Consider the following 13,666-nt stretch of genomic DNA (forward strand, 5'->3'; position numbering starts at 1 on the left):
AACATGAGTTTATATTTATTTAATAAGAACTGTAAATTTTAAGGTTTACAGTTCTTATTAATATTCATAAACTACTTAACTATTTGGGATAAAACTTTTTGTACATTATCATACATATATTTAGCAGCATCATCTACGCTAAGTTTGTTATATGATAATTGTTCTATTGTTTGACAATATACTGATTGGAGCTTTGCATCTTCTAGATATGGGCTAATTGGAACACCAGGATATGTTTCTAAATATTTAAGTCCTTCATACTCAAGTCCTGAAACTTTTCCTTCAGCCTTTAAAGCTTCTAAAGCAGTCTTACTAACAGGTATACCTCTATTAGTTCCCATTAATTTTACGCCTTCTGAATCATTTAATATATAATTTAAGAAAGTAGCTGCTTCTTTTGGATATTTACAATTCTTATTAATTGCAAACATCATAGATGGCTTTACTATTGCTCCTGAATTCTTAGCTCCCTCTAATATTGGTAATCCTCCAAAAACCATCTCCATATTCTTTTCTTTTAATGGAGATGCACATTTGCTTACAGCACTGGTCCATTCAAATATTCCTGCAAATTTACCAGATAAAAAGCTTGGAAGTTGAGCTATTGTCGCAGTTCCTTTACCACCTTCAGCAGTTATAACTTGTATAGGTGTAGCAGCTTTTTTATCTAAAAGTTCTTTATAAAATTGTAATCCTGTTTTAATATCATCTTGAGTAAATACTAACTTCCCATCATTACTTATAAATTGTTTTCCTGTAACTTGCTCTGCATAAGTCATTGCTAAAAGCCATGAATCGTATGAACCAATAATAATTGGATATGAACCATCTTTGAATTTTTGTCCTGCATTCATAAGGTCATCCCAAGTTTTTGGTAATTCTACTCCATTTTTATCATAAGTTGTTTTGTTAAAATAAAATACTCTGCCAGTTAATGCTACAGGTATAGCATTTAATTTTCCTTTTACAGTTCCTGTTTCAAGTATATCTTTTGAATAATTTTCTTCTAATCCAAGTTCTTTAGATAAACTATTTAAATCATAAAAACCATTACCATCATTCGAAAATATTGGGAGCCAATTCCAATTAATTTGCATAATATCTGCTGCAGTACCACCAGCCATCTGAGTAGTTTGCTTATCTTGATAGCCATCCCATCCTGCATATTCTGCTTGAATTTTGATATTTGGATATTTAGTTTCAAATTGTTTTATTGCTTCAAGTGTAGCTTTATGTCTTGAATCATCTCCCCACCATGAAAATCTTAATGTAACCTGCTTATTAGCTGAAGAATCATTAGCATTATTAGAAGATTTACTGCCGCATGCAGTTAATGTAGTAAGAGCCAAAGAAGCTGTTAAAAATATTGATAGAAATTTTTTCATAAATTTTCCCCCTTGAATTAATTTATTTACTTAATTTTATAAAAATATATTGTTATACAATTTTAAAATTATAGTAATACTTTATACCCTAAAAATTTATTTTAACCTTAGCATTTCACCGTAAACCATTAAAAAAGCTCCTACACCTTTTGGATCATTCGAAACAACTTTTTCTGATATATAGTATTCGTAGCTTCCATCTCTATACGGATTATTACCTAATCCAGCAACAGAACAAATTCCTCCTAAACTATATTTCCCTTCTAATTTAATAAAATATTTTTTTAAAGTTCCATTAAAAGCTTTTATTCCATAATCCTTATATGATAATGGCAAATATCCTAATCTAGATCCTTTAAGGATACTATATGCAATCATACATGTAGCAGAAGTTTCAACATAGTTTCCTTGTTTTCCTCCCTTATCTAATATCTGATACCACATTCCTGTTTCAATGTCCTGATATTTTAAAAGTGCATCTATAGCTTCTTTAAACATATTTTTAAGTTCTTCGTATTGTTGGAAAAATTCTTCATCCATTTCTTCAATCACATCAACAAGTGCCATAACAAACCAACCTTCAGCTCTTCCCCAAAAATTAGGTGATACACCTGTTTCCTTATCTGCCCAAAGTTCTTGCCTTTTTTCATCATATCCATGATAATAAAGACCATTTTTAACATTTCTCATATGTTTTTGAACATTTATAAATTGAGAATAAATATCTAAAATATTTTTCTTATCACCAAATTCATTTATATACTTAATGTAAAAAGGCATTACCATGTATAATCCATCTAGCCAAACTTGATATGGATAAATATTCTTATGCCAAAAATTTCCCTCATCTGTTCTTGGCTGCTCTTTTACTTGTTTATATAAATGTTCTATAGCTTTTTTATATTTTTCATCTTTTGTCATTTCATATAAATCAAATAAAACTTTCCCTGAATTTATATCATCTAAATTATAATTTTTAAAATTATAGCCTTTTATATTCCCATCTTTGTCAATGTATAAATTCATATACTTTAATATAAAAGATTTATACTTTTCTTCTTGAGTTATTTTATATAAATCTAAAGCACCTTTTAAAACACATCCATCTTCGTAATTCCAATTTTCTTTATAATTTTTATAATTTTCAATGTAAGCATCAATAAATTCTTCTATCATGTTTTACCCCCATTACGTTTTATAAAACGTTGTCATAAACGTTAATATTTAAAAACTTTTAAAGTTATTAATAATATTTTTTATTAAATACTCCTTACAGAATCTCTTATAATAAATTCTGTATTTATATATATCCTTTCTTTCTTAACCTCTTCGCCATCAATTATTTTTAATAACTTTTCCGCACCCATTGTGCAAAATTCTTTAGTAGGTTTTTTTATAGTAGTTAAAGCAGGAGTTACATATTTACAAACAATACTATTATCAAAACCTATTATTGATATATCATCAGGTATTTTTAGCCCTGAATCAATAATAGCTTTCATTGCTCCAACAGCTGTATTATCATTTGAGCAAAACACAGCCGTTGGAATTTTAGGTAATGATAAAAGTTTTTTCATTCCTTCATATCCGCTTTCAATATTGTATTCTCCTGGAACTATATATTCATTATTAATTTGTATTTTATTATCTATAAGTGCATTAATAAACCCTTCTTTTCTATCTATGCTGGATTTAAACCCTTTTTTACCTTCAATAATGGCTATATCTTTATGCCCATTATGAATTAAATATTTTACAGCATTATATACACCCTGATAATCTGCAGAAAGAATATTTACAACAGAATTATTTTCTATTTCTCTATTTACAACTACTATTGGTATCTCCTTTTGTAAAACATGATGTATAAATATATTGTCTTCCTCTCTTTGACTTACAAGAATAATACCATCAAATCTTTTTTTATCTATTATCATAAAATTCTCATATTCATTAGTATCACTTATAATCAAATTATATTTTTTCTTTATCACATTATTTATTGCATTTACTGCCTCGTAAAAAAAGTCAGGTGATGTTCCTTGGTTTATTGTAGAGAAAAATACACCAATATTATAAGATCTTTGAAGCACTAAACTTTTTGCACTATAATTAGGTACATAATTAAGCTGCTTAGCAATATGTAAAATTTTATTTTTAGTTTCTTCTTTTATATATGGGCTATTATTAAGTGCTCTAGATACCGTCGTATGTGATACATTTGCATATTTTGCAATATCTTTTATAGTAACACTCATATTTGTTTCAATCCCATTCCAAAATAATTAAATGCATTATAATAACTTATATTTTCTACCATTTTACCTATAAGTTCCATATCATTAGGAACTATACCATTTTCAACCCATTCTCCAAGCATATTGCATAATATTCTTCTAAAATACTCATGCCTTGTATAAGATAAAAAACTTCGTGAATCAGTGAGCATTCCAATAAAAGTACTTAAAGTTCCTACATTAGCTAAAGTTTTCATTTGATCAAGCATTCCATACATATTATCGTTATACCACCAAGCAGCACCTAGTTGTACCTTGCCGAATATACCATTCCCTTGGAAAGATCCAGCAATTGTAGCTAGTACATAATTATCTTTCGGATTTAAACTATATAAAATAGTTTTCGGTAGAGAGTTATCTATTTCAAGAGAATCTAAAAGTTTTGAAAGAGGACTAGCTATATTATTATCGTTTATTGAATCAAAACCGGTATCAGGTCCCATTTTATCAAACATTCTCTTATTATTATTTCTAAATGCATTAATATGAAGCTGCATTACCCAATTAAGCTTTGCATATTGTTTTGCAAAAAATCTCAAAGTATATGTTTTATATTTAGTTTCTTCCTCAAAACTAATAGTTTCTCCATTTAATGCTTTAGAAAATATCAAAGATACTTCTTCAATTGAAGTTTCAGCATATGGAACATAATCCAATGCGTGATCTGATACTTTGCATCCTACTGAATTAAAGAAATTTATTCTACTTTCAAGTGCAATTAAAAAATTATTATAATCTTTAATTACACTTTGTGAAATCTGCTCTAATTTTTTAACCCATTGGAGAAAACCTTTATTATTAATTTCAAGTGCTTTATCAGGTCTAAAGGCAGGTAAAACATTTACATCAAACGATTTATCCTCTTTAAGTTTTATATGATATTCAAGACTATCTGTAGGATCATCGGTAGTGCAAATAATTTTTACATTAGATTTTTTTATAATATCTCTAACTCTTAATCCTTCACCGGCAAGTAAAGAATTGGTTTTTTCCCATATAAAAGGAGCTGTTTTTTCATTTAATACATCATATATTCCAAAATATCTTTGAAGTTCTAAATGATTCCAGTGATATATAGGATTACCTAAAGAAAGAGGAACAGTTTTTGCCCAAGCCATAAATTTATCATAATCACTTGAATCTCCAGTTATATATTTTTCATCAATTCCTACTGCTCTCATAGCTCTCCATTTATAATGGTCTCCATAAAGCCAAGCTTCAGTTATATTTTTAAACTGCTTATTTTCATAAATTTCTTTTGGATTTATATGACAGTGATAATCAATTATAGGCATATCTTTAGCATAATTGTGGTATAAATTTTCAGCTGTAGTATTTGTTAATAAAAAATTTTCATCCATAAATCTTTTCATAGCCATTCCCCGATTCCTATAAAAATTTTGTTAACGTTAACAATTCTTTATATTTTTATTATAATTGATAGTTAATAAAAAATCAAGCACTTTTTCGTTAACGATAACACTTTTTATAACATTTAAATAAATCATTTTTAATATAGTTTTTTACTGAAAATTTATATAGTTATTGACATTATTTTAACAGTTAATTTATTTTCTTTTTTAATTTTCCCTTTATATAATGAACTAATGTTATATAAAAATACAGTCCGCAATTATTATATGTATTTAATAAGCAGACTGCATTTTAAATAAATTTATCTTGTTAGCCAGCCTCCATCAACAGCAAGAATATGGCCATTTATATAATCTGAAGCTCTACCTGCTAAAAATACTACTGCTCCCATCACATCAAGAGGATGTCCCCATCTTCCAGCAGGAATTCTAGATAATATTTCTTCACTTCTTTCTTCATCAGCTCTGATTGGTGCAGTGTTATTTGTTTCTATATAACCAGGGGCTACAGCATTAGTTTGTATATTTAAACTTGCAAGTTCATTTGCAAAAGCCTTGGTAATACCTGCAACACCATGTTTAGCAGCTGTATAAGAAGGTACAAATTTTCCTCCTTGGAAAGAAAGCATTGAACAAACGTTTATTATTTTCCCTCCTCCTTGTTTTGCCATAACTTTTGCTGCTTCATGGCTAAGATAGTAAACTGCATTTAAATTTACATCTATAACAGCACGCCAATCCTCATCTTTATAATCTAAAAGAGGTGTTCTTTTTATTATTCCGGCATTGTTTACCAGTATATCTATTTTTCCGTAAGTATCTAAGCATTTTTCTATAACTTTATCTATATTATCTCTTACTGATAAGTCTGCTTGAAGAAATTCAACTCTTCTTCCTTCAGCTTCAATAAGTTTTTTTGTTTCATCCCAATTTGTATTATAAGTTACTATAAATAAATCTGCTCCTGCTTTAGCAAGAGCAACAGCATATCCTTGTCCAAGTCCAGTATTTCCTCCAGTAACTATTGCAACTTTACCATCTAATCTAAAAAAATCCATTGAAAAGTTTGATATTGAAAAATCCATATAGATTTCCTCCTTTAATTATCTTAAATCTTTAGTTTGTATTGTATCCATATCATCAAAAGTTTGATTTTCTCCAACCATTCCCCAGATAAAAGTATAATTTTTAGTTCCAACACCTGAATGTATTGACCAGCTTGGTGATATCACTGCTTGCTCATTTCTAATAACTATATGTCTTGTTTCATCAGGTGTTCCCATTAAATGAAATACTACACTATCTTCATCCATATCAAAATATAAATAAACTTCCATTCTTCTGTCATGTGTATGACATGGCATTGTATTCCATATGCTTCCCGGTTCAAGTATAGTCATACCCATAACTAATTGACAGCTTTTACAAACTGCAGGATGAATATATTGATTTATTGTTCTTTTATTACATTCTTTATCGCTTCCTGCTTTAACTTTATTAGCCTTTTCTAAATCAATTTTTACAGTAGGGTAACTTTTATGAGCTGTTCCACTATTTAAATAAAATTTAGCAGGATTATTTTTATCTATACTTTCAAAACTTACTTCTTTAACTCCCATTCCAACGTAAAGTCCATCTCTTGAATTTAATTCATATTTTTGTCCATCTAATGTTACTACACCAGCACCACCTATATTTATAACTCCAAGTTCTCTTCTTTCAAGAAAATAATTACAACCTAATTCTTTACTTGCTTGTAAATATAATGCTTTATCAGTAGGTACAACCCCTGCAATAATTATTCTATCTACATGACTATATACCATCTTAATTTCACCTGGTACAAAGAGATCTTCAATTAAAAAGTGTTTTCTCAGTTCAGATGTATCATACTTTTTTACATCTTCAAAATGATTTGCGTATCTAACATCCATCGTAAACCCTCCCATTATATAAAAAATATTATCAGTATTCGCTTCGTTATCTTTAACGAAAATTTCTTAAAAAATAAACTTTTTATATCATCTTTTTTCGTTAACGTTAACATGATTAAATTATATACTTACTTGAGTAATCAGTCAACACTTTTGCTAATTTTCTCCACAAGATTTTCTTATAATTAGTTTAGGCTTAAGTATTACTTCTTTAATATTGGCCTCTTTATTTTTTATTTGATTTATAAGTATCCCTGCAGCTGTTTTCCCTAATAGATAATCATTTTGATCAACCGTAGTAAGTGGTATAGGTAGCATAGATGATTGCTCAATATTATCATAACCTGCAACTCCTAAATCTTTTGGAACACTTATATTATTTATGTAACAATATTTCATTACTCCCATAGCAACTGTATCATTTATAGCAAATATACTATCTACATTTTTATTTATAAGTTGCCCTGCTAAATTAAAACCATCTTCAAAAGTAGCTTTACTATTTGTAATTATGTTTTAATCAAATTCAATATTATACTTTTTTAAAACATCTTTATAAGCTCTAAATCTTTCATTAGATGCAGTAGACTTTTTATCTCCAAGTATAGCACCTATTCTTCTATATCCTTGATTTACCATATGTTCAATTATTTTAGTTCCGCCATAATAATTATCATTTCCAACAAAGCTGACTTTTAGGCCTTTAGCAATGTTATCTGCCATAACAACTGGGATTTCTGAAACAATATCAATATAGTCTTCTTTACATGGTTCGACAGGTAATATTATTATTCCGTCTACCCTTCCTTCAGAAAGAAAATTTAAATATCTCTTTTCGTTAGATTTTTTTCTATCACTATTACACAATATAAGTCCGCAATCTTCACACTCTAAATAAGAACTTACACCTTTACTCACATTTGCATAATATTGATTTGTTACATCTGGTATTATAAGACCAATCATATTTGTTTTTTTTGTAATTAAACTTTTCGCTGCCCAATTTGGTTTATAACCAAGTTCTTCACAGGCCTTTAAAATCTTTTCTTTTGTCGACTTAGATATTTCTGTACTGTTATTTAAAGCTCTAGAAACCGTCATAGCAGAAACTCCACAATACTTTGCTATGTCTTTTATATTTACCATTCTAAATCCTCCCTCTATTTAATCTTTTTATATTTCAGAATAATCTTTTAAATAGTTTTTTCCCATAATTATCATCACTATTTTTGAACATAATAATCCTAAAATAATACCTGCTATAACATCTGTAGGATAATGTACATACAAATATAATCTTGAAAATGCTATAATTGCTGCCAATGAAAAAAATCCTATTGAATATTTTTTGAAATATTTGGATAAAACTCCTGCTACTGCAAAAGAAGATGTTGTATGTCCAGAAGGAAATGAGTATGATAAAGGTTTTGTTATTAAAAGCTTAGCTGCTGGTATATCTGCCGATGGTCTTACACGCTGAATTACATGTTTTAAAATACCTTCTCCTAAAATTGTACTTAAAACTAAAGCTAATAAAGCCATAAAACCTATATTTCTGTATTTTTTATTTATAATTAAAATAACTGATATAATAATCCATATAGCTCCTCCATTACCTAGAGATGTAAATAAAATCATAGCTCTATCCATAATAGGGCTATGCATATTATATTTTATATAAAGCAATATAGAATTATCCAACCTCTGTATTAAAGACATCATCTTCACTATCGCCATCCTTTTTTATTTTTTCTTTTATAAACACTATTACTCCCGGAAGTAATGATATAACTATTATTGCAATTAACACATAAGAAAAATGTTCTTTTATAAAAGGCAGATTGCCAAAGAAATATCCCATACCTAAAAATAAGCTTACCCAAAGCCCTCCGCCAATTATATTATTAAGATAAAATCAGTGTAAGTACTATACTTGATTTATCAATAGGTGCAACTTGTGATACATTTACTAGAAGATTTATTTAATATGTTGCCACAAGAAAATAATTTGTCCTAAATAACCTTTTCCTATAATTATCAATACTATTTTAGAACATAACAAGCCTAAAATAATTCCTGCTAAAACATCTGTAGGATAATGTACATATAGATATAATCTTGATAATGCTATTAAAAATGCTATTAGCATAAATAATAATTCATATTCATTAAAATATATAGATAATACTTTTGCAACAGCAAAGGAAGATAATGTATGTCCTGAAGGAAAAGAATATGATAAAGGTTTTGTAATTAAAACCATATTATTACATACTATATTACATGGTCTAACCCTTTTTACAATATGTTTTATTATCCCTTCTCCTATTGTGGTGCTTATAATAAGTGTTAATATTACTAAATTTACAGTAGTTTTGTATGGACTATTTAATGATAAAACAATAGCTATTATAACCCATATAATTCCTAAATTCCCCATAATAGTAATAACAAGCATTAATATATCTAAATATTTGTTTTTTAAATATTTTTTTATAATAAATAATAGATAATTGTCTAAAGTATTTATTTTTCTTGAAATATTTAAATACATACAAACACCTTCCTTAGTTAAATAAAAGCAATTTTATTATACTTTAATTTATTAAAATAGCTAAATATTGCTAAAACTATTTTCATTAAAGTATATTTTCATTATAAATGTTGCAAATTAAAATTAGATTAAAATAGTTTTAGATTTATATTAAGATTTAACATATTTATAAAATCACTTCAAAAAATTTACATCTATAATTTATAGAAATATATTATAGATGTAATGTAATTTTAATTTAACTTTAATTATTATTTAAACTTAATTATATAAAATAATAATTAAGTTTTTAATAAAAAATGTACAAGTTTTATAAAAATCCGATGCTGAGCTTAGCTTGTTCAAATAAACTTAGAGAAAGGAATAAAAATATGATTAAAAATATACTTATTATTTCATCAAATTTTACAGGTAATGGGCACAAAAGTATTGCAGAATCTTTATCCGAAAAACTCTCTGAAAATAAAAATATTAAATTTCATATCATAGACGGATTTTCACTTGGTGGAAACATATTGATAAAAGCAGGAAAATCATATGGTCCAATTACAAGAAAATCTGAAAGTCTATGGGAACTAATATGGGATATATCAACTAATAAACCATCCCTAATTAATGAAATATTTGAATTTAAAATAAAAGATAATCTTTTAAAGTTGTTAAAAAAGATTAATCCAGACTTAATTTTAACATTGCATCCTAATTTCAATGGTTCAGTTATAAATATACTAGAAAAAAATAATTTAAAAATACCTGTAGTTACACTTATTGCTGATTTAATAAATATATCTCCACTATGGGCAAATCCTAGAGCTTACTATATTATAACCCCTACTGAAGAAGCTCGAGATAAATGCATTTCTTTTGGTGTTTCTCCTGAAAACATAAAAGTTCTAGGTTTCCCTGTGCGTTCAAGGTTTTATAATTCTTCTCATATTTATGAAGAAAAGGCCGTATATAATAAAAATAAACCTTTTAGCTGCTTAATAATGAGTGGTGGAGAAGGTGTAGGTAATATGAAAAATATAGCTCAAATTCTTCTTGATAATTTTAATTGTACAGTAAAAATTGTGGCAGGACGTAACTATTCATTAAAGAATAAATTACAAAAATCTTTAGAATTCAAATATAATGACAGAATTGAAATATATGGTTTTACTGAAAATATACAAGAATTAATGCAGTCTAGTGATATTGCATTTACTCGTGCAAGTCCTAACGTTATGATGGAAGCTATAGCTTGTAATGTACCATTAGTTTTAACCGGTGCACTACCAGGGCAAGAAAAAGACAACCCCTTGTTTGCTGAAAAATATAATCTTGGAGTTATGTGTACAAATTTAGAAAATATTAAAACTACAGTAAATAATTTAATTGCAAATAGTGGTGAAAAGCTAAAAGATATAAAAAATTCGCAAAAAATTTATAATAACCCTCATATAGCTGAAAATATTGTAAACTTTGTTTTAAATATAGATACTTATCAATACAAAATTCAAAATAAATCTTCTATTTTTGTTTATCAAAAATATATTGAAGCATAAAATTTAATAAACAATCTTTACTTGAGCTTTATAAAAAGCCTAAAACTTATATTTTAAAGCTCAAGTAATTAGTTAGACTAAAAAATATTCAAGCAAATTTTTTAAAAGGCATTCAATTGTAAAAAGCTTTGTAAGATAATCTGATTAATACTCTCAAACAATGATTTGCAGTTTGCTATCTTATTTTACTAAAAAATAAGATAATTTATATAATCCATTTACTATAAACCCTATCCCAAATAATACTATGACATAAGAAAGTATATTTTCAAATCTACCTGAAACCTTAGGTGTAGTAAACTTCTTACCATGAGAGGCTAAAAAATTAATAGTAAATAAACTTATAAACATACCACATAACATAAATAAAGCAAATATAAAATAAACAAATTTCCCATAACTTCTCCATATCCTTATTACAGTACTGCTCAAAGTTAGCCAGAAAAAATGAGTCATGGGATTTGAGAAATTTACTATAAACCCTGTAAATAAAGCACGTGAATTTGAATTTTTTTCAACTAATACTTGTTCTTCTTTTTGGGGCTTACTTCCTTTACTTTTCTTTAAGGCTTTATATCCAATTAAAAATATTATAATTCCAGAAATTATCCAAAAAGATACTTCTAGTAGTTTATTTGTTTCAATTAACTCAAGAAGACCAAAGTTAATGAGTATAACGTCAATCGCATCTGCAATTAAAGATCCTGCTGCTACCTTAACTCCTTGTTTAAAACCTTTTGAAATAGTCCATCTAACAGATTCAAAACCTGCAGGTCCCATAGGTATTGCAATTGCTATACCAGTTAATAAACCTGTATAAATCGCTCTTATAATTAATATATTGTTTATGTCCATTACTACCACCTCTCTAGAATTACAGATATAGTTGTTCCTTTGCCTTCTTCACTTTCAACTTCTATAATTCCCTTATGCATATCAGTAATCCATTTTGCTATAGAAAGTCCTAATCCTGTTCCACCTTTTTCTTTAGATCTTGATTTATCTACAGTATAAAATCTATCAAATATATTTTTAATTTCATCTTTAGGTATACCTATACCATTATCACTGACAGTAATTTTTATACTTTTATTATATAGTTTTGAACTTATATCAATTTTGCCTTTATCTTTAGTAAATTTTATACTATTATCAATAAATATCCTTATCATTTGCTTTATCATTTTATAATCTACATACACTTTTACTGGATCATTAAAACTATTTGTTATTATTCTATTTGGGGCTATTAGTTTACTTTCTGATACTACTTCATTAATAAGATCATTAAGCCAAAATTCTTTTTTATCTATTTTTTGATTTCCGCTATCACCCTTTGCAAGAAATAAAAGTTTTTCAACTAAACTTGCCATATTGTCTGTTTCCAGTTTAATAGCATAAATTGATTTTTCTAAAGCTTCTTTATCATTTTTACCCCATCTATCTAAAAGATTAGCATATCCTTGAATAACAGCTATAGGAGTTCTAAGCTCATGAGATGCATCAGATACAAATTGAACCTGCCTATTAAAAGATTCTTGAAGTCTATCTATCATTTTGTTAAAAATATCTGCAAGTCTTTTTAATTCATCTTCTGGACCTTTTACCTCAATTCTCTCTTTTAAGTTATTTATACTAATATTTTCAGCAGTTTTAGTTATGTAATCTATTGGTTTTAGCATTTTTTTACTTACTATATATCCTAATATAATGGAAGCAATTATACCTATAAAATCTGCTATAGCCATTATTATAAACAAAATCTTCATAAAATCATATTCATTGTCCATATCTTTTACTATTTGAATATAAAATGTACCATTAGCATTACTATTTATTTCAACATTTTCATACAATAAATGTTTCCCTTTTGCTTCTATCTTAATTATTTTATTATAAGGTTCTTTTAGTCTAATTTTATAATTAAATCTATCTGAAGAATTAATTATTTTACCGTTATAATCTGTTATTTTTATATGTATATTCTCTGTTATAGGTACTTCCGAAATAATTTCTTCATTTGATAAGTCTATATATTGATTTTCAGCTGTAACCTTACTTACTATTATAGATTTAATATCAATTAATTGCTTATTAGCTTGACTGTATAAATAATATTTTATACCATATAAAATTGAAGCATTTAGTAATAGTAACACTAAAGAAAACATAAAAGCATATATTAATGTAAGTTTTACTGAAATTTTAGCATTTTTAATAATTTTCAAATTCATCATTAATCACCTTTAATAACATATCCTACTCCTCTTATAGTAGTTATGAGTTTATCTTCAAAGCCATCATCAATTTTACTTCGTAAATATCTTATAAAAACATCTACAACATTAGTATCTCCCGTATAGTCATATCCCCAAATCTTTTCAATTAGCTGTTCTCTAGTTAAAACTACATTTTTATTTATTAAAAGCATTATTCTTTTGCTTTAATAAAAATATTTACCATTATTTGTTCCCTCCTTTAATTATGAATATAATTTTTATATTTGCGACTATAAAGCTCTTCCTTTTATTTTTAAATAGTAATTTATTTAAATTAAAAAATATTAAAATTAAGATTAA

At 26.9% G+C, this 13,666-nt stretch carries 11 protein-coding genes and 3 pseudogenes; 1 reads left to right on the plus strand and 13 read right to left on the minus strand.

The features are described 5' to 3' along the window. Positions 1-71: 71 nt before the first annotated feature. From B5D11_RS01310 to B5D11_RS01355, 10 genes and pseudogenes are all read right to left on the minus strand, one after another. Complete coding sequence (locus B5D11_RS01310) at positions 72-1,385, minus strand: ABC transporter substrate-binding protein (protein WP_078681240.1); 1,314 nt, start codon at positions 1,383-1,385, stop codon at positions 72-74. 96 nt (positions 1,386-1,481) lie between these two features. Beyond that, positions 1,482-2,561 carry a glycoside hydrolase family 88/105 protein gene (locus B5D11_RS01315; protein ID WP_078681241.1) on the minus strand — a complete coding sequence of 360 codons (1,080 nt, stop codon included), beginning with the start codon at positions 2,559-2,561 and terminating at the stop codon, positions 1,482-1,484. A gap of 83 nt (positions 2,562-2,644) precedes the next feature. After that, complete coding sequence (locus tag B5D11_RS01320) at positions 2,645-3,643, minus strand: LacI family DNA-binding transcriptional regulator (RefSeq protein WP_078681242.1); 999 nt, start codon at positions 3,641-3,643, stop codon at positions 2,645-2,647. Beyond that, positions 3,640-5,055 carry a glucuronate isomerase gene (gene uxaC / locus B5D11_RS01325; protein ID WP_078681359.1) on the minus strand — a complete coding sequence of 472 codons (1,416 nt, stop codon included), beginning with the start codon at positions 5,053-5,055 and terminating at the stop codon, positions 3,640-3,642. Before uxaC ends, B5D11_RS01320 begins: the two co-directional genes overlap by 4 nt. Before the next feature lie 302 nt (positions 5,056-5,357). Continuing rightward, a complete protein-coding gene (kduD, locus tag B5D11_RS01330; RefSeq protein ID WP_078681243.1) occupies positions 5,358-6,140 on the minus strand; it encodes a 2-dehydro-3-deoxy-D-gluconate 5-dehydrogenase KduD in 783 nt (260 codons plus the stop codon). Positions 6,141-6,158: 18 nt separating this feature from the next. Further along, positions 6,159-6,989: a 5-dehydro-4-deoxy-D-glucuronate isomerase gene (gene kduI / locus B5D11_RS01335; protein ID WP_078681244.1), complete on the minus strand. Its 831-nt coding sequence runs from the start codon at positions 6,987-6,989 to the stop codon at positions 6,159-6,161. Between the two features lie 156 nt (positions 6,990-7,145). After that, a pseudogene (locus B5D11_RS01340) lies at positions 7,146-8,135 on the minus strand (LacI family DNA-binding transcriptional regulator). A gap of 27 nt (positions 8,136-8,162) precedes the next feature. After that, entirely contained in the window at positions 8,163-8,708 is a 546-nt protein-coding gene (locus tag B5D11_RS01345; RefSeq protein WP_078681360.1) for a phosphatase PAP2 family protein, read from the minus strand. Further along, positions 8,683-8,892 (minus strand): annotated as a pseudogene (locus tag B5D11_RS01350) (hypothetical protein); the annotation flags it as partial. The pseudogene B5D11_RS01350 and the gene B5D11_RS01345, both read right to left, overlap by 26 nt. 75 nt (positions 8,893-8,967) lie before the next feature. Further along, the gene (locus tag B5D11_RS01355) at positions 8,968-9,543 is read right to left on the minus strand and encodes a phosphatase PAP2 family protein (RefSeq protein ID WP_078681245.1); all 576 of its coding nucleotides are present in this window, start codon (positions 9,541-9,543) and stop codon (positions 8,968-8,970) included. Between the two features lie 323 nt (positions 9,544-9,866). On the opposite strand from B5D11_RS01355, the gene B5D11_RS01360 reads away from it, so the two are divergent. Beyond that, on the plus strand, positions 9,867-11,087 hold the full coding sequence (locus B5D11_RS01360) for an MGDG synthase family glycosyltransferase (RefSeq protein WP_347476662.1): 1,221 nt from the start codon (positions 9,867-9,869) through the stop codon (positions 11,085-11,087). A 180-nt stretch (positions 11,088-11,267) separates the two neighbouring features. On the opposite strand, the gene B5D11_RS01365 is transcribed toward B5D11_RS01360, so the two are convergent. From B5D11_RS01365 to B5D11_RS01375, 3 genes and pseudogenes are all read right to left on the minus strand, one after another. Next, positions 11,268-11,942 (minus strand): LysE family translocator, encoded by a 675-nt coding sequence (locus B5D11_RS01365; RefSeq protein WP_078681247.1) that lies wholly within the window; start codon positions 11,940-11,942, stop codon positions 11,268-11,270. Positions 11,943-11,944: 2 nt separating this feature from the next. Beyond that, complete coding sequence (locus tag B5D11_RS01370; protein WP_078681248.1) at positions 11,945-13,321, minus strand: sensor histidine kinase; 1,377 nt, start codon at positions 13,319-13,321, stop codon at positions 11,945-11,947. A gap of 2 nt (positions 13,322-13,323) precedes the next feature. Beyond that, a pseudogene (locus B5D11_RS01375) lies at positions 13,324-13,515 on the minus strand (winged helix-turn-helix domain-containing protein); the annotation flags it as partial. Positions 13,516-13,666: the final 151 nt, after the last annotated feature.

Source organism: Clostridium sp. USBA 49 (genome assembly GCF_900167505.1).
Lineage (GTDB): Bacteria > Bacillota > Clostridia > Clostridiales > Clostridiaceae > Clostridium_AT > Clostridium_AT prolinivorans.